This is a genomic window from Mycobacterium sp. 1245499.0, assembly GCF_001673615.1.
Classification (GTDB): domain Bacteria; phylum Actinomycetota; class Actinomycetes; order Mycobacteriales; family Mycobacteriaceae; genus Mycobacterium; species Mycobacterium europaeum_A.
On the sequence record NZ_LZMG01000146.1, the window covers coordinates 13,467 to 29,414 of the forward strand.

Sequence of the window (15,948 nt, forward strand, 5' to 3'; positions counted from 1 at the left end):
CGGCCGGCGGGGTGTCGGGGGATGGTTTGGGCGGGTCGGTCACAGCGGTCTCAGGCATCGCTCAAGCCTCAGTGGTCACCGGCGAAAGCCGGAACGGATGGAAGGTTTTGGCACTGCAGGTACGGCGTCCGCCTGATGCCCGGATCAGGGCTAAGATCCGCGTCATGACTGCGGCACTGGTCGCGAAAGCCCTGTTGCTGGCCTTTCTCATCGTGGCCTGTGGCGTCTTGGTCGTGACGTATGTGCGCAGGCGACGCGCCGGCGTGCGGCCATGGCAAAACCCTTATGCCGCACCATATCTCGACGTATATCGCGGCCCGCTGCCCCCGGTACCGCCCCCGCCGGCGATGACCTACGAGCGGTCCGCTGACGGGGAGCCTCCCGGGCGCGGTCCAGACGGCGTTGCCGATCAGCCCCAGTAGGCGAAGTTGCAGGTGGGGCGCGGTTCGCTCTTGAGGGACACGAGTTTGTCGCCGTCCATGATGATCGTGCAGGTGAGCGGGGCGTCTCCGCCGTCGGCGGAGACCTGCGACTCCACTTCGTTGTAGACGGAGTACTGCTTTTCCCACGGCAGGGGCACATTGGTCTCGGTCTGCTCCGGGCCGCCGTTGATCCGGTAACGGATCGTGACCGGGGCGCTTCCGCCGCTGACCTTCATCACCGCAGTACCGACTGGCGGGCCGGTGGGCGCAGCGGAGGTCGGCGTCGGCGGTGTCGACGTCGCGATCTGCGAGGTGGTGGCGGCACCGCCAGGGGTATGCACCGCGTGTCCGGTGATGCTTTTGGTGCACGCCGTCGCGGCAACGCCTGCGGATAAAAGGCCGATGACCGCCGCGATGGCATAACGGTACGAACGCATTTTCAAAGCCTAATGACCGGCGCGTGTATTCGGGGTTGATCGAAAAGTCGGTGGTTAGCAGGCCGGGCAGCTGATAACGTCAGTATATGAGGACAACGTTGCGATGAAACGAGAGTAAATGGATCGCGGCAATGTGCCAGACGGGGTGCAACGTGTTGCTGAGAACGGCTCGGATCTCGCGGTCAAGTTGAACCAGCTGTTCGATGTGATGCGGCAGGCCGGCACGCCTCCGCTATCGAACGCCGCCACTGCGGCGGCGATAACCAGCAAGACGGGCGTGTCGATCAGTCCGGCCTATCTCTGGCAGCTCAGAAACGGCGTCAAGACCAACCCGACGGTGCAACATCTGCGCGCCATCGCCGACTTTTTCGGTGTGCCTGCGTCCTATCTGATTGATCGCGACACTGATCCGAAAATCGAGGCACAACTGACTTTGATGCAAGCATTGCGCGACAGCGGCGTGCGAGATTTGGCCATGCGCACGTCCGGACTGACTCCACAAGCCATAAGCAGTTTGGCCGCGATGGTCGATGAAATTCGCAAACTGCAAGACCTGCCGCCCATGGCGCCAGGAGAATGGTCGGGTCTAGATGACTTCTAAGGCTGACATGCGCGCGCTGGTGCGTACCCTGCCCGTCCCGGTCCCTTGGGATCGCACCACTTTTATCGATGCCGTCGCCCGTTTGCGTGGTCGGCCGATTCGCGTGGTCCCGACGGTAGACAAACTCGCGATAAGCGCCTGCGGGCTGTGGATGAAACGGGACGACGACGACATCATCATCCACGAAGCGGGTACTTCGGAGTACCACATCGATCAGATCGTGTGCCACGAAATCGGGCACATGGTGTTGGAACATGACCGCGGGATCGCGGGCGGGAGTGATGGTAGCCACCACAAAATGATCTTTGCGACCGCTCTAGCCGGTTTCGACCCTCGCGTCGGGGAGATCCTGGGCCGCACCGCTTTCGACGACGACCGAGAACGCGCCGCGGAGATGTTCGCGTCGATAGTGATGCTCGCGGCCGCCGAGGGCGGGACGCAGAAGTCGATGATGAGCAGCGTGTTCTTCCGCCCGTGAGCTCGTCCGCCGTGCCAGGCATCATCGCCTGGCCTGTGATCGCGTTCATGACGCTCGTCCTGCTCGGGCGCTTCCGATGGTGCAACACCAACCTCTACGAAAAATACTTCAACAACACGTTGGTGCTCCTGCTGCTGACGCAATTGTTGCGCGAGCGGCTGGTCCAAAACATGCTCGTCAGTGCAGCTTTCATGACGAGACCAGGCACCTGGCAACTGAGTACCGCTCTAATGAGTTACAGCTACGCCGAATTCATGGGATTCATCCTGCTGTGGTCGGGGATGTCAGAAGCCGAAGCCCGCCGCAAGCACAGGTATTACCGCCTGGCGGGGGTGTTACTGGCTTCCGGAGTCCTCATCTTCGGCACTCCCGCGCGAATCGCAGAAAAGCCCCTCGAGTTCACGGTCGGCTGGGAGAGCGTGACGGGCTTGACTTGCGTGTCGGCGTTGCTGACGGTCCTGGCGGCCCGCATGATTTTGCTTTCCGTGCACGAGTTCCGTATCGCCAGCGGGCGGCGGGAGCGCTTGATCGCGATCAGCACTCTGTCAATGGGCCTGGCCGGCATCGGGAATGTGGTCCAAGAGGCCGCCCTGCAAATGTCCGACCAGCTTGGCTGGACTCACACCGCCGACTTCAGGCAGCAGTACCACGCGTTCGGCCTTTTCTTCATGATATTCGGCGTGTTCGCGACTGCGGCTGTCCCTCTTGCCACCAAGCTGCGTCGCTCACTCGGGCTGGATCCCATCAGCCACAGCTGGCGCACGCTGCAACCGCTGCGGCGGGCTCTGCGAACCGTCGTCCCAGAGTGTGTCTTCGCCCTTGACCACGAGGAGCCCCGGCGCCAAAAATCACAGCTGCAGCTACATCACACCGTCGTCGAGATCCGGGACGCAATCTTGGGACTTCGCCCATATGTCCGTGAGATACCCAACCATGAGCTAATGCGCTTTCTGACCAAGCCCCGCCCGGTGCCGGCGCGCGACCGCGACGCGGCCGTCGCAGCCCTGCGCCTGGCGTACGCCGCCAGAGCCAAAGCGGCCGGCGTGACGCCGGAACTGCCCGACATGGACTCGGCGCTGATCGGCGCGTCGGGAGCGGCGACGCTGCAACAGGAAGCCGCCGAACTCGCGACGCTGGCGAAATGGTGGCCCGCCGCCCATGCCGCCACCGCGGACATCAGCCAAACTGCGGCCGACGAGAAAGCGAGCCCGACACTATGATCGCGCCTGCCCAACGACCGATCCGGCATCCCTGCTTTCGGCTGCGCCGGATTTCGGCGATCGGCGATAGGTGATGTCGATGCGCCTGCCTACCTTGCCATTACCGCGTTCGGTGGCGCGCGGCGTATTCGATGCTCGACGCCGTGTGTTGGATCTCGCGGACGCCGCGGTGCCGGGGGAGTTCGCGCTGTTCTCCGACATCACCTTCGGGTTGCAGAAGCTGAAAATCGCGGGCGTGCTCGTCTCTTCAGGATTAGCCGATGCCCTCGGCGAGGACGCACGCGATCCAGTCGAACTGGCACACAAACTCGGATTAGACCCGGACGTGACCGTCAGAATCGTGAACGCCGCGACCGGGTCGCGGTTGATGAAACTGGATCGCCGGGGCCGTGCACGCATGACGAAGCTCGGTGCACCGCTACTTCGCGACCACCCCAGATCGATCGCCTCCTGGGTCGCCTACTACGCGCACCCCGACACGGCAGCCGCATATGCGCACCTCGACGCCCAACTCCGCGAAGGCGCCGAAACCTCGGGATACCGAAGGGCTTTCGGCTTGTCGCTATGGGAGTACCTGGACGAGCACCCCGACATGCGGAGCATGTTCGCAGACGCCATGCGTCAGCTCACCCAGTTCGACCTCGCCGGCATCGTGCGGACCTATCCATGGCCAACGCATGGAGTCATCTGCGACGTCGCCGGGGGAGTCGGGCACATGCTCGCGGCCATCCTCGAACGTCGGCCTAACGCTCGGGGCATCCTGCTCGATTCGCCCGAGATCATCGAGCAGGCAGACGGGTTTCTACGCGAGCGAGGGTTGGCCGGCCGGATCGAGCGCCGCACCGGCGACCTGTTCGGTCAGCTCGAGGCTCGCGCTGACGTCTACACGATGAAGTGGATTCTGCACGACTGGGACGATGATGCCTGCCGCGAAATTCTCAAGCGGGTCCACGCCACCATGCCGCCCGGCGCGAAGGTGGTCACCATCGATATGCACCACGAATCAGGCCAGCTGAACACCGTGTCGGCGATGCTCGACGTGCTGATGCTGGTTTCCTGCGAAGGCGGTCGGGAACGGTCGCCGCAGCAAGTGCACGCCCTGATGCGCGACGCCGGGCTTAGACCCGGACGAGTCCGCCACTTCGGACCAACCATGCTGGTCGAGGGCATCGCCCCGTAGGGGCGTTGCTCGGCAATTACGACTGGCCCTACTGGTCGTCCGTGAGGTCACCGTCGATCGCCTGCCGGCGGCGCTCGTCTATCCCGCGATGCCAAGCGTCATGAATTCTTATGTTGTGCACGATCGTGCCGCAGCCCCTACACGTGTAGAGGGTGGGGGATCGACGTGGCTCGTAAAGCTCGTAATCTGGGTCATGGCGTGCCATCGGTGATTCCCCCCGCCTCTCCGAAATGCTGTGGATACGTCGGTTGTCAGCCCGCCTCGTCAAACTGAATGCCTGCATTGGATCCGACGTCGAGGCCCCGACAACCCGAGGATCTGAGCATTTGAGACCTCGCTGTTCAACGCGCGACTAATTACCTTAGCGTACGACAGTACATGATTGCGCGCCGATATGTGAACTCACGAAAACGCACTGGGCGTCTCTCGAATCGACCAATCGAGGGCCGGGGCCAGCTAGCCGGTTAAAGGTGATTCGCAACGAAATTCGCGCCTTGGTCAACCATGCCGTTCGCCGCATACAGAGTGTGAGCCAGACCGGGCGGTCCCGGAGGTGCGCCATTGCAGATGTTGTCATCGGGGGCGCACAGCTGAATGGTCTTGCCCGCGTAGAGGGGACCGATCGTAATCGGCGGCGCGCCGGCGCCGCGCAGAAATTCAGGGGACGGCGTGCCGAACAGGACCACGGCGGCAACGTGATCAGCCACCGCCCGCGGCAACGGTTGCGGGACGTAGGACACGAATTCCTGCGGCACTTCCTTGGGCACGGCAGCCGAAGTCACGAAGCCGGCCACGGCGGCGCCTTGGGAGTACCCACCGAGCACCACCCTGGTGTTAGGGCAGTTCGACGCCGTGGATTCGATATGACTACCGGCGTCCCTGATTCCGTCCACGACGGTTCTGGCGAAAGCGATGCCGCCGTTGAAGTCGCTGCTCGCCTCGTAATTCACCGGATAGACCGCCACCGACTTGCCGCCCGCCCGTGATCCGAGCGCATCGACGAACGCCTGGCCGATCCCGCCGACCCCCGGTGGCTCGCCGGTGCCGCGGGCGAACACCACTTCGACGTTGGGACATGGGTCGGCGGACGACGCTGGGACGGGTGCACAGAGAATTCCCGCCCAGGCGGTTACTACCGCAGCCGCGAGAAAACCAATGGAACGTAGCGAGCTCATGTCTGCGAATGCCCAGCCGTCCTTCCGCCGAAACCGGCGGTTATTCGGCTTCGACGGCGATGACTTTCGCCGTCGCTTCCGACCCACCCTGCATTCATGAACCTCTGACGGCCGAGCACCGTGTTTACGGCTGTGCCGCTCGGTCATGGGAGAGTGGCGCGGTCGGACGGATGAGGGGAGCTCGTCAGATGCTCAGCGTGGCGATCCGCGACGAGTTGGCCGCCGACCTCGCACACGCCGAGCGGTGTCGCGAGCCCATCGCTCCCTTGATCGCCGCCCACCCCGACATCGACGTGGTCGACGCCTATGAAATCCAGCTGATCAACATCCGCCAGCGGGTGGCCGACGGTGCTCGGGTGGTGGGCCACAAGGTGGGCCTGTCGTCGTTGGCAATGCAGCAGATGATGGCGGTGGACGAGCCCGACTACGGCCATTTGCTCGACGAGATGCAGCTGTTCGAGGACATCCCGGTCAAGGCGGCGCGCTACCTCTACCCGCGAGTCGAGGTTGAGGTGGGGTTCATCCTGTCGGCCGACCTACCAGGGGCCGGCTGCACCGAGGACGACGTCGTGGCGGCGACCGAGGCGCTGGTTCCTTCCATCGAGTTGATCGACACACGGATCACCGACTGGAAGATTGCCCTCTGCGACACGATCGCCGACAACGCCTCCTCGGCGGGTTTTGTGCTGGGGGAGGCGCGAGTGCCGCCAGCCGAGCTCGACGCCAAGGCCATCGACGCGGTGCTGACACGCAACGGCAAGGTGGTCGCCGAGGGCCGCGGCGACGCCGTGTTGGGCAACCCCGTCACGGCGGTGGCGTGGTTGGCGCGCAAGGTCGAGAGTTTCGGCGTGCGACTGCGACGCGGCGACATCGTCTTACCCGGATCGTGCACCCGGGCGATCGACGCGCACCCCGGTGACGAGTTCGTCGCCGACTTCGCGGGCCTCGGTTCGGTCCGTTTGTCGTTCGAATAGGGAACATCCGGAAGCCCCGCGGCGTGCTGGCGCCAGACGCTTTGCGCTGCCCAGGTACCCGGCCATCAGCACGAGTGCACAGCCGGCGAGCTGCAGCGGGGAGGGGCGCTCGCGCAGCGCGCCAGCGCCCAGCGCGACCGCGCCCACAGGCATCAGCAACAGGAGCGCGGAGCTGACGGTGCTGGGGAGGCGGGCCGACAACACGGCCACCAGCAGCCAACCGAGCAACTGTCCGGTGATGGCGACCAGGGTCAGCCATCCCATGGCGCGCCAGCCCGGCCACAAGTCGAAGCCGTGCCACCACGGTCCGACCGCCGCCGCCACCACCGCCGACGTCGCCAACACGATGGCGTAGGTCTGCATGGGTCGGCCGGACTGCCCGCCGCGTCGCAGCAAGAACAGGAACCCCGAATAGCAGACCGCGGCGCCGACCGAATGCAACGTGCCGCGTGCGGGGTCGGTGCCGGAAAGGCCGTGCTCGAGCACGCCGCCGGCGAGCATGACGCCGGCCAGCAACACTGGCAGCGCAAGCAGGAACCGCCGCGAGATCCGTTCCCGGTCGACCAGCCACGTCAAGAACGGAACGATGGCGACCTGGGTATTCACCAGGACGGTGGAAAGCCCCGCTCCCACTTCCGGTATGGCCTGCGTCCACAGCAGCATGTCGCCGGCGAACAACGCACCACAGCACACCGCTGACAGCACGCCGCGGCGCGACAAGCCTTCTCCCCGTTGCCATTCCGGGATCGCGAGGGCGACCACCACGGGCAGCGCCAGCAGACAACGTGCGGCTGTTGCGGTAGCCGGCGTGGTCGATGCCAACTTCAGCAGTATCGCCGAGGCCGACAGGCACAGTGCGCCGAAGACCAACCCAAACTGACTCATTGCGTCCGTGCGTGTGCATCTCATGCTGAAACAGGTACCCGATGTCCTAATGCCTAAATCAGCTTAAAGGCATTAGACTGGAAACCGTGGCGCGATCCGGGGCTGCCGAACTCGATCTACGCGGGGGCCACCCCGCGGTCGACTTGGTGAACACGGTGGCATGGCGCGGCGACCCGCAGCGCCGTACGGATTACTTGGTGGACTATCTCGACCTCGTCGACTGGACGGAGCATGCCGGTGTGGTGTCGGCCACCGAGGCTCGCAGCCTCGCCGGGCGCGCCGTTTCGGACAGCGACGCCGGCGCGAAAACGCTGCGTCAGACGCGACAGCTCAGAGAGGCACTCCATTGCATCTGGACGGGACGCGGGTCGGCTCGCGACGCCGCTAGGGTCGCCGATGCTTACCGATCTGCGCTGCGCGTCAGGCGGCTCACTCTCGACGAGGATGAGGTCTCGTGGCGCGACACGGCGCTGACGGCGCAAACGCCACTACACCGGCTGGCCATCGAATCCGTGACGCTGCTGACCACCGTGCCCCGCTCGCGCGTCAAGCACTGTGGCGACCCGGAATGCGGATGGCTTTTCCTCGACAGCAGCCATCGGCAGAATCGCCGCTGGTGCGCGGCCGATTGCGGGAATCGCGCGCGTGTCCGACGGTTTTACGAGCGCAGCCGGCACGATTCGGAGTAGTGCGGCATATTCAATTCGTGGCTATTCGCGTGTGCGCGAACCGAATTGCTAGCCTTTCCAGACAACCTTGTCCGTGCCTCCGGCGTCCCGGTACACGACGCTGTCGGGGTTCGTTCCGTTGCGAACGTCGAAGTAAATGCGCCCGGTGACCGGGCTGCCCAGGGGGAGTGGTCCCTCGGGAAGGCCGTCGGTCTGGTTGCCCTTCATCACCGCGAACGTGGAGCTGTTCACGGCCCGCGCGTTGAAGTCGGCGATGTTCGGAGTCGCGTTACCGCTCACGCCTTTGGCGGTCACGTCGGAGTACCAGATGCCGTCGTTGTGGCCGCTGGGCTGCAGGTTGCTCACGGTGTAGTCGATGGTGCCGCCCATGCTGGAAATCTCTGCCATCTGGCCGAACTGCAGCACTTGTGGGTCGGCCCATGCCGGCGTCGCTGCGAGGAGTCCGGCCGCCGCCATTGCGGCTGCCGCCGCGGTTGTTTTCGATGCAATGTGTGAGAACGCCACGTCGGGCTCCCTTCGTGAGGTGCCGGCTATCCAGGAGCGGCAACTGGATTGACGTCTATCCAAAGCTCGGAATTTCAAACCTGACGTCTACCGGATCCATTCTTAGTTGCGTTTTCACCGCCGAAGGGGCGGAGCAAGAATGGACTTGCATGACTTAACGTCGCGAGGTTTTGGCGCTAACACCGCATATTCGACTCATGCATATCCCGACGGCCGAAGATCGAGTCGATGTCACCTGGAGCATGGGGGAGCCTTACCAGTGCTCAGGCTCACCGACTGTGACCGCGGCGTAAGTTCGTTCGGAGCTAACGCAGACCGCACAGGACGACGCGAGAGGAAGCTTATGAGAACGATCGCAAACCGCCACACCGCAGCCCTCTGCCTCACGGCGGCCGCGCTGATCACTGGCGGCTGCAGCGATGGCAAGAGCGTCGGCGCATCGGCACCGCCTCAGGTCGGGGCGAACGCCACCTCCACGTCTACGGCCCCAGCGCAGCCCACCGAGGTGAAGCTCATCGGGGAGCGCGACGTCCAGGTGACTCTGACCGGCCCTATCGCTGCCAAGTACTTGTCGGCAACCGAGGATCAGAAGAAGGCTCTGGGCAAGCCGCTAACGGGTGACCGCAACGCCGGAAAGCGCGACAGCGGTGTGGTATTCCAGCAGTTCCAGGGCGGGGTGATCACCGCCAGGAACGACGCGGCCGGCACACCGGCATATATCACCCTGGGCAAGATCCGGGAGGCGTGGAATATCCCGCGCGACCCGGACGGCGCGCCTGCGATCACCGGCACCAACGGTTCGGCAGGTCCGCTGGGGCTGCCGATCAGCGACGCAAATGCCGACGGCGATCTGCTCGTGTCGAGTTTCGAGCACGGCCGCATCGCATACAACCAGAAGACCGACCAGGTCGACGTGACAGTAAACGGCAAGGCCGTGCCGTCCGGGCTGTAGCCCGAATAGTCACCCGATGCCGATGATTCCGTTGTGGCACTCGAGTCGACAAAGGTAGACAGACCCGAGCAACGGATAGGGGCATCATTGTGATCAGGCAGGAGATAGACGCCGAACTAGGCATGGCGGGGGCGCAGGAATTGCTCGCGTCGACGTCCGCGGCTCACTTGGCTTACGTCGGCAAGGACGGGACGCCGCGGGTCATTCCGGTCGGATACTTCTGGACCGGTGCAGAATTCGTCATCGCCACCGCCCCCACGTCTCCGAAGGTCGCCGCCCTTTTGAAAGCCGCGGACGTCGCCCTGTCCATCGACTCCGGAGACACGCCCGAGACGGCGCGCGCCCTATCGATCCGCGGCCGCGCCGGCGTGAGAATCATCGACGGTGTAGTGCCGGAGTACCTCGCCGCTGCCCGCAAAACGATGGATGAAGATCAGGCCAGGAAGTTCGATCATGAGGTGCGCCAGACATACGACCGGATGGCCAGAATCGCAATCACGCCCACATGGGTACGCTTCTACGATTTCGGCGCCGGTCGTGTGCCTAGGTTCCTGAAGGACCTGGTCGAGAGGGAGCCGTCCTGATCGCGCGGGGGCTTTGCGGCTTGGCGGCGTAGAGTCTGTTGAATTGGCGACTGGCGCGGGTGGAACACCACTGGGAAGCCAAAGATTCGGACGCATCGACCGCCTGGGTGCTCCTCGATCTTCGAGGAGTCTGCTGTGCCCATGCGATGGTCTGATGACGACGGTGGCCGCGCGTTCCTGCGTAGCCTGCCCGTCTTGACCGGCCATGCCCCCCGTTTCGACACCGACGACGTTCCAGCAGAACCTGTTTCGTTATTCATCAGGTGGTTGCAGGATGCCGTCGAGGCCGCCCTTCCCGAACCGCATGCGATGACGCTGTCGACCGTTGACGCTCGAGGCTTGCCACGGGCTCGGGTGCTGATTATTAAAGCCGTCGATGAACGGGGCTGGCACTTCGCGGTCAATTCGGTCAGCCAAAAAGGCCGTGACCTGTCGGCCAATCCTGTTGCGGCGTTGACCTTCTACTGGGCTGCATTGGTTCGACAAGTGCGGATTGGCGGCGTGGTCGTCAATGACGGAGTTCAAGCCAGCGCGCAAGACTTCTTGGCCCGTCCACTGGTGTCGCGCGCGATCGCATTGACGATGAGGCAAAGTCAACCGCTCACCGATGGAGCCGAGCTGGAAGCACACATCGCCAAGGCTCACCGCGAACTGCGCGATAACCCCGAAGTCGCCCCACCTGAATGGATCTCATACGCTGTGCGACCCGATTACGTCGAGTTTTGGCAGGGCGCGCCTGACCGCCGCCACCATCGACTGCGCTATGAACGCAACGGGGAGGGTTGGGATCGTGGCCGATTATGGCCGTAGTGACGACTACGTGGTTCACGCATCATTGCCTGAGACATTTGCCGCCCGACCACCCAACCCACGCTGTGTTATCGGTCGTGGCGGTCGATGTCCTTGGCGGTTCTGCGGAGGTAGGTGATGGTGTCGCCGGTGAGGATGTCATCGTTCCCTGCTGCTTCAAGGCTCGTTTCTAGCGCGTCAGCAATGTCGTTAAACAGCTGTACCAGATCAGCGGGCGGTGCTTCGAGGAGCTTGCGGCGTTGGGTGGCAATCTGGTCCGCCAGATCGTTTTGTCCGTTCTCACGGGCCGTTTTCTCGTCTTCTTCTAGATATTGCAGGACGGCTGCTAGCTCATCGTTTTCGTCGCTCATGGTGGGAATGTTAGGCGAGTAGGGCCGGATCGCGTTTGCGCAGTTGCTCGACGGCGCTGAAGTCGCTTAGATCGTGAAGACGCCGACTTGCTGCTGGACATCTACAAGTATCCGGCCGAGCCCTGGGTTCACCTGCGCACCGTTGACCCGGAAGGTCGATATTCCCGACCGTGCGTTTGCCCACCGAAGTGACCAAGGGCCCCGCGTTCACGTGCGGCCGATATGCCATGGCCTACAAGGCCATTGAGCGCTCACACGCACGCTGGCGGGCCGTCCACACCTAGTCGCCTCGTCCGTGCCGGCGCGGTGTTCCAAAAAGGGCAAGCTGCTCGTACGCCTCGGCGACATCACGATCACCGAACCTATCGAACCAACCGCAACGGAGGTCGCCTGAAGCAACCCGATCCACATATTGACAATTACTCTGATGACTAAATACTGACGGGTGTGACCGCTGCCCGACGAAACCTTTGCATTCTTTACGGTGTGATCGCGCTGGTGGCGCTCATCGCCACGTGGGCGCACAACATCGCGTACTTCTCGGCCGGCGGGGACACGCTCGACTTCCTCGCTAGCTGTTTCGCCAATCACGCGGTCAGCTCCATGACCATCGACCTGACACTGGTCTCCGTGGCAGCGCTGGTCTTCATGGTTGTCGAGGCACGCAGGACCGACGTCAAGTACCTGTGGGTGTACGTCGTGCTGGCGTTCGTTGTGGATATCAGCGTGGCCGTTCCACTCTTTCTGATAGCCCGAGAGCGGCGTCTGGCGCAGCTCCAGGACGTTTGACGCCGTGCAGGCTGGCGCAGCCACAACATCCGTCCCCACTTTGGTGGTCCAGTCGCTATGCGGCTTGGGGTTGATGGGACGTGGTCCACTGTAGAGCGAACTCGGCCCGGGTGAGTTCACCCATGGACGGAGTGGGCCCGGTTGGCTTGTAGTCGCGACGCCAGTCTTCGATAATCACGCGGGCTTCCAGCAGGGAGTCGAAGTGCCACGCGTTGAGCAATTCGTCGCACAGCCGGCCGTTGAACGACTCGATCCAGGCATTCCGCCAAGGCGACCCTGGATCAACAAAAGTGAGCCAGCACAGTCGAATCGGCACCAGTCAAGCGCGGCGTGCGCCACGAACTCCGGACCGTTGTCGAACCGCACGTAGTGCGGCGTCCCGTGGGTGAGAGCCAGTCGATCCAACACCTCGACGACACGGTCGGCGCCAATGCGGCGACAACCTCGATCGCGAGAGGCAAGTAAGTCAGTCGTGTTTCGCCTCGTAGCGCAGCAGGACCGTGCCACCCGGGAAGGTGCGGTTCTCAAGCAACCGCAGCGAGATCCATGACGGCAGGGTCGGGAAGAACGCGGTGCCGCCGCCCACGGCGATGGGCGCGACCACAATCCGGTATTCGTCCACCAGTCCGGCCTGCACGATCGGCGCGGCCAGCGTCGCGCCGGCGACCTCCAGCCTGCCGTCCGTTTCGGCTTTCAACCTCCTCACCACTTCGACCGGGTCACCGCGTTCCAGGCGCGAGTTCCAGTGGACGGACTCTAAGGTCCGCGAGAACACAACCTTGGGCATTTCGCGCCAGGTGCGGGCGAAGTCAACGATCAGGGGAGTGGCGTCCGGAGCACTATCGGCGGTCGGCCAGTACGCGGACATCAGTTCGTAGAGCCGCCGCCCGTAGAACGACAGGGCGGTCTCCCTCTCGAAGTCGTTCCAGTACTGGTGCAGTTCGTCGCTCGGATCGCCCCAGTCGATGTTGCCTTGTGCGTCGGCGATGTACCCGTCCACCGACACGTTGAAGCCGTAGATCAGTTTGCCCATGAAGATCAGACTGCACCGGAGGCCAAAACTCATCGCGACGACACGCAACCCTGCGGCACTGAAAAATTCATCGGATGCACGACAGCCCACGGCTTGGCGGGTTCTTGGTCGTGGATCGCTGGCCCGACGGACCGGGGAGCGCATCTGTGATCGAGCGTGATTCACTGAGAAATTACGAACTTTGCTGGCAGCCAGCAGTATTCGATTCCGCCCGATTCCTTAACTCAGCCGCAGTGAGCAGGCCGTCGGCGGTCAACAGGCGACTCGACGCCAGATCTCGGTACAGGCCTTCCTGGCGCGGGCCAGCTCGGCGTTCGAAATCCGGGAGCCTTGGTAGAAACTGCGCTCGATCATCCAGCACAAGGCGCGTGCAAGGGCTGCCTGGTCGTGGCTCGCACTGCGTGACGGAGAGCCCATGTGCCGCAGTATTTCGGCGATGGCGCCGACGAAGATCTCGGCGGTGTCGTTCCAGAGCGTGTCGATCTCGGGCACCGACGACGCCAGGTCGATCGCCGCGCGCATCACGACCCCGTGCTGGCGCCACAGCGCCTCGGTTCTGATCATCGCCTCGTCGATGGCATGCTCACCACGTGCGGCGTCGTCCGCGGCTGCGCGCGATTTCTTCCGGAGGGCATCCACGGTACGCGCGACGAGCGCCGTGATGACCTCCTGTTTGGAGCCGAAATAGAAGTACAGGGCACCCCGCGTGATCCCCGCGCCCTTTGCGATGTCGGCGATCGTCATTGCTTCGTAGCCTTGTTCGCCCAGGAGTCGTTCGGCGGTGTCGAGGATGGCCTGTTCCCGCATATCCCCTTTTCGGGGCGTGGCGGCATGTCGTCGGGTGGGCTTGGTTTTCGCTGGCATGGCTAGCTGGCTGCGATCTGACGTCCGTCGGGGAAGTCCGTTGTCCGAGACAGTGACTCCCACTTGTCGATCTCCTGATCGACGGTTTGACGCGCGGCCCTGATGAGCCGCAAAGCGTCAGACCCCAGCACAAGATGCCGTGGGGGATCGGTCGAGTCAAGCACCTGCAACACCGCGGCTGCGGCCTTCGCGGGGTCACCGAGCTGGTTCCCGCTCGCCTGTAGGCGGGCTTCACGAATAGGCGTGAACACGTCGTCGTAATCGGCGATGGAGCGGTCTACGCGTCTCATGGACCTACCGGCCCAGTCGGTCCGGAACGAACCCGGTTCGATCGCCGTGACATGAATGCCGAACCCGGCGACTTCCTTACCCAAGCTCTCCAGCAGTCCCTCCAGCGCGAACTTGCTGCCGCAGTAGGCGGTTAGGCCCGCCGGGGCCATCAACCCGCCCATCGACGTCACCGCCATCAGGTGACCGCCGCGACGTTCGCGCATGTACGGAAGGACGGCCTGAAGGGTCGCCGCCACCCCAAACACGTTGGTCTCGAACTGAGCCCGCAGCTGGCTCAAGGGCGTCTCCTCGAAGATGCCCTCGAGCCCATAGCCCGCGTTGGCGATCACCACGTCGATCGGACCGACGGTCGACTCGACGCCCTTAACCGTCGCGAACACTGCTTTCTCATCGGTCACGTCCAGCAGCCGACCGTGGGCGTTGGCCGCCAGCGCTTCGAATGCATCGAGGTCTGCCCGCCGACGCACGGTGCCCACCACGGTGTGCCCGGCCTCTAGTGCGCCTGCAGCGAACGCTCGCCCCAGGCCGCTGCTTACCCCCGTGATCAAAAAGGTCTTCATTGGATATCTCCTTTGCTCGACCGGACCGCTACCGACCCTAACGAAAAATCGACGCGACGTCGATTTTAGTTGACGAAACGCAGATTGCAGGAGGGTGGTGGACATGACGCCCGAGACCGGCCTCGCGCAGCTCCACGCATGCCGTGTGCAGGATCTGACACGATCTCGACGGTCGACGCGCATGGACCGCCAGCTAGACAGGCAGTTTCATGAGCTATTCAACGCGGGCCGCGGGCGCGTCACGGGAACGCCGCGTGGGGGACGCCGGGCGTCTCGAGCCGACCGGCGAGCCAAGGCAGCGTCGCCGCGAAAGCCGATGCGGCCGAGGGCCAATCGTGTTTGCCGGGCAGACCGACCACCGCGCAGTCGATGCCGTTGGCGGTGCCCAGTTGGCACAGCGATTCGGCAGCGGCGCGCCCCACGGAGCCGGGAACCGCGAACAGTCCGGCCAGATTGGAGTAAGGCCCGTGGCGGGTGATCACCGTGCTGGGGTCGAAGCGTGCCCACGCCGCGGCGTCGCCGCCGAAGAGCCGGTCGATGGTCTGTGCCCGGGTGCCCGCGTTGGGGGCGATGTCGCCGCCGATGTCGACAAAGGCGCTGAACCTGTCGGGGTGCATTACGGCCAGGTCCACCGCGCAGGTGCCTCCGGAGGAGAAGCCGACGACGCCCCATTTCGCTTGCGCCGGCAAGCCGAATTGCTGGGCGGCCCACGGGATCACGTCGTCGATCAGGTGATCGGCGGCGTTGCCGCGCGACCCGTTGACGCACTCGGTGTCGACGGTGAAGCCACCGGTGGCGTCGACGAAGACGGCCAGCGGCGCGTTACCGCCGTGGTCCGCCGCGAACGCGTCCAGGGTGGCGACGGCGTCGCCGGCGCGAATCCAGTCAGCCGATGTGTTGAACTCGCCTCCGATCATCAAGACCGGGGGCAGGCGTGGCGGCGCTGCGGTGAACCAGGCCGGCGGCAGGTACACCCACTCGCCGCGATGCCGAAAACCCGACGCGGTCGAACCGGTGTCCACGGGCACCACCGCGCCCCGTTGCGGCGCAACGCCTTTGGACCTGGCGGTGTAGGCGGCGCTGGTGGAGCCGGCGGGTCCCGCTGGTCGCGGCGGTCGGCGCTGTCACCGGCGCCGCGACGCACTGGTAC

19 protein-coding genes, 3 pseudogenes and 1 riboswitch are annotated in these 15,948 nt (G+C 64.2%); of the genes and pseudogenes, 12 read left to right on the forward strand and 10 right to left on the reverse strand.

Annotated elements, in window-relative coordinates:
- Window positions 1–164 precede the first annotated feature (164 nt).
- Window positions 165–422: a hypothetical protein gene (locus A5646_RS27895; protein ID WP_082984663.1), complete on the forward strand. Its 258-nt coding sequence runs from the start codon at window positions 165–167 to the stop codon at window positions 420–422.
- Here A5646_RS27895 and A5646_RS07290 read toward each other — a convergent pair.
- Entirely contained in the window at window positions 410–859 is a 450-nt protein-coding gene (locus A5646_RS07290) for a hypothetical protein (RefSeq protein WP_067020873.1), read from the reverse strand. The genes A5646_RS27895 and A5646_RS07290 overlap by 13 nt on opposite strands.
- 118 nt (window positions 860–977) lie before the next feature.
- On the opposite strand from A5646_RS07290, the gene A5646_RS07295 reads away from it, so the two are divergent.
- The 4 genes from A5646_RS07295 (at window position 978) to A5646_RS07310 (ending at window position 4,338) form a co-directional block, all read left to right on the forward strand.
- Window positions 978–1,460: a helix-turn-helix domain-containing protein gene (locus tag A5646_RS07295; RefSeq protein WP_082972096.1), complete on the forward strand. Its 483-nt coding sequence runs from the start codon at window positions 978–980 to the stop codon at window positions 1,458–1,460.
- Window positions 1,461–1,467: 7 nt separating this feature from the next.
- Entirely contained in the window at window positions 1,468–1,938 is a 471-nt protein-coding gene (locus A5646_RS07300; protein ID WP_156765542.1) for a hypothetical protein, read from the forward strand.
- On the forward strand, window positions 1,935–3,158 hold the full coding sequence (locus tag A5646_RS07305) for a DUF6545 domain-containing protein (protein ID WP_066876806.1): 1,224 nt from the start codon (window positions 1,935–1,937) through the stop codon (window positions 3,156–3,158). Before A5646_RS07300 ends, A5646_RS07305 begins: the two co-directional genes overlap by 4 nt.
- 73 nt (window positions 3,159–3,231) lie before the next feature.
- Window positions 3,232–4,338: a methyltransferase gene (locus A5646_RS07310; protein ID WP_082984659.1), complete on the forward strand. Its 1,107-nt coding sequence runs from the start codon at window positions 3,232–3,234 to the stop codon at window positions 4,336–4,338.
- A 464-nt stretch (window positions 4,339–4,802) separates the two neighbouring features.
- Here the strand turns inward: A5646_RS07310 and A5646_RS07315 are convergent, their stop codons facing one another.
- Window positions 4,803–5,513, reverse strand: coding sequence for a cutinase family protein (locus A5646_RS07315; protein ID WP_067020881.1), 711 nt, complete (start codon window positions 5,511–5,513; stop codon window positions 4,803–4,805).
- 188 nt (window positions 5,514–5,701) lie between these two features.
- On the opposite strand from A5646_RS07315, the gene A5646_RS07320 reads away from it, so the two are divergent.
- On the forward strand, window positions 5,702–6,487 hold the full coding sequence (locus tag A5646_RS07320; protein ID WP_066876841.1) for a 2-keto-4-pentenoate hydratase: 786 nt from the start codon (window positions 5,702–5,704) through the stop codon (window positions 6,485–6,487).
- On the opposite strand, the gene A5646_RS07325 is transcribed toward A5646_RS07320, so the two are convergent.
- The gene (locus tag A5646_RS07325) at window positions 6,389–7,372 is read right to left on the reverse strand and encodes a DMT family transporter (RefSeq protein ID WP_067020885.1); all 984 of its coding nucleotides are present in this window, start codon (window positions 7,370–7,372) and stop codon (window positions 6,389–6,391) included. The genes A5646_RS07320 and A5646_RS07325 overlap by 99 nt on opposite strands.
- Window positions 7,373–7,458: 86 nt before the next feature.
- On the opposite strand from A5646_RS07325, the gene A5646_RS07330 reads away from it, so the two are divergent.
- Window positions 7,459–8,061: a CGNR zinc finger domain-containing protein gene (locus A5646_RS07330; protein WP_156765543.1), complete on the forward strand. Its 603-nt coding sequence runs from the start codon at window positions 7,459–7,461 to the stop codon at window positions 8,059–8,061.
- 48 nt (window positions 8,062–8,109) lie between these two features.
- Here the strand turns inward: A5646_RS07330 and A5646_RS07335 are convergent, their stop codons facing one another.
- The gene (locus tag A5646_RS07335; protein ID WP_066876844.1) at window positions 8,110–8,565 is read right to left on the reverse strand and encodes an MPT63 family protein; all 456 of its coding nucleotides are present in this window, start codon (window positions 8,563–8,565) and stop codon (window positions 8,110–8,112) included.
- Window positions 8,566–8,908: 343 nt separating this feature from the next.
- On the opposite strand from A5646_RS07335, the gene A5646_RS07340 reads away from it, so the two are divergent.
- From A5646_RS07340 to A5646_RS07350, 3 genes are all read left to right on the forward strand, one after another.
- Window positions 8,909–9,517, forward strand: a complete 609-nt coding sequence (locus tag A5646_RS07340; protein WP_067020890.1) for an LGFP repeat-containing protein — start codon at window positions 8,909–8,911, stop codon at window positions 9,515–9,517.
- A gap of 89 nt (window positions 9,518–9,606) precedes the next feature.
- Window positions 9,607–10,101, forward strand: coding sequence for a pyridoxamine 5'-phosphate oxidase family protein (locus A5646_RS07345; RefSeq protein ID WP_067020894.1), 495 nt, complete (start codon window positions 9,607–9,609; stop codon window positions 10,099–10,101).
- A gap of 36 nt (window positions 10,102–10,137) precedes the next feature.
- A riboswitch (ZMP/ZTP riboswitch) is annotated at window positions 10,138–10,217 on the forward strand.
- A gap of 25 nt (window positions 10,218–10,242) precedes the next feature.
- Window positions 10,243–10,911 (forward strand): pyridoxal 5'-phosphate synthase, encoded by a 669-nt coding sequence (locus A5646_RS07350; protein ID WP_067020897.1) that lies wholly within the window; start codon window positions 10,243–10,245, stop codon window positions 10,909–10,911.
- Between the two features lie 68 nt (window positions 10,912–10,979).
- On the opposite strand, the gene A5646_RS07355 is transcribed toward A5646_RS07350, so the two are convergent.
- On the reverse strand, window positions 10,980–11,261 hold the full coding sequence (locus A5646_RS07355) for a hypothetical protein (protein ID WP_067020900.1): 282 nt from the start codon (window positions 11,259–11,261) through the stop codon (window positions 10,980–10,982).
- 75 nt (window positions 11,262–11,336) lie between these two features.
- On the opposite strand from A5646_RS07355, the pseudogene A5646_RS29805 reads away from it, so the two are divergent.
- Together A5646_RS29805 and A5646_RS07360 are read left to right on the forward strand one after the other, a co-directional pair.
- A pseudogene (locus A5646_RS29805) lies at window positions 11,337–11,655 on the forward strand (IS256 family transposase); the annotation flags it as partial.
- Between the two features lie 92 nt (window positions 11,656–11,747).
- A complete protein-coding gene (locus A5646_RS07360; protein ID WP_082972636.1) occupies window positions 11,748–12,050 on the forward strand; it encodes a DUF2834 domain-containing protein in 303 nt (100 codons plus the stop codon).
- Window positions 12,051–12,105: 55 nt separating this feature from the next.
- Here A5646_RS07360 and A5646_RS07365 read toward each other — a convergent pair.
- The 5 genes and pseudogenes from A5646_RS07365 to A5646_RS07385 all read right to left on the reverse strand — a co-directional run.
- Window positions 12,106–12,488, reverse strand: a pseudogene (locus tag A5646_RS07365) (integrase core domain-containing protein); the annotation flags it as partial.
- Window positions 12,489–12,516: 28 nt separating this feature from the next.
- A complete protein-coding gene (locus A5646_RS07370) occupies window positions 12,517–13,083 on the reverse strand; it encodes a dihydrofolate reductase family protein (RefSeq protein WP_066873183.1) in 567 nt (188 codons plus the stop codon).
- Window positions 13,084–13,335: 252 nt separating this feature from the next.
- Window positions 13,336–13,890 carry a TetR/AcrR family transcriptional regulator gene (locus tag A5646_RS07375; protein WP_231997965.1) on the reverse strand — a complete coding sequence of 185 codons (555 nt, stop codon included), beginning with the start codon at window positions 13,888–13,890 and terminating at the stop codon, window positions 13,336–13,338.
- Between the two features lie 59 nt (window positions 13,891–13,949).
- The gene (locus A5646_RS07380) at window positions 13,950–14,798 is read right to left on the reverse strand and encodes an oxidoreductase (RefSeq protein WP_067020916.1); all 849 of its coding nucleotides are present in this window, start codon (window positions 14,796–14,798) and stop codon (window positions 13,950–13,952) included.
- Between the two features lie 239 nt (window positions 14,799–15,037).
- Window positions 15,038–15,892 (reverse strand): annotated as a pseudogene (locus A5646_RS07385) (alpha/beta hydrolase); the annotation flags it as partial.
- Window positions 15,893–15,948: the final 56 nt, after the last annotated feature.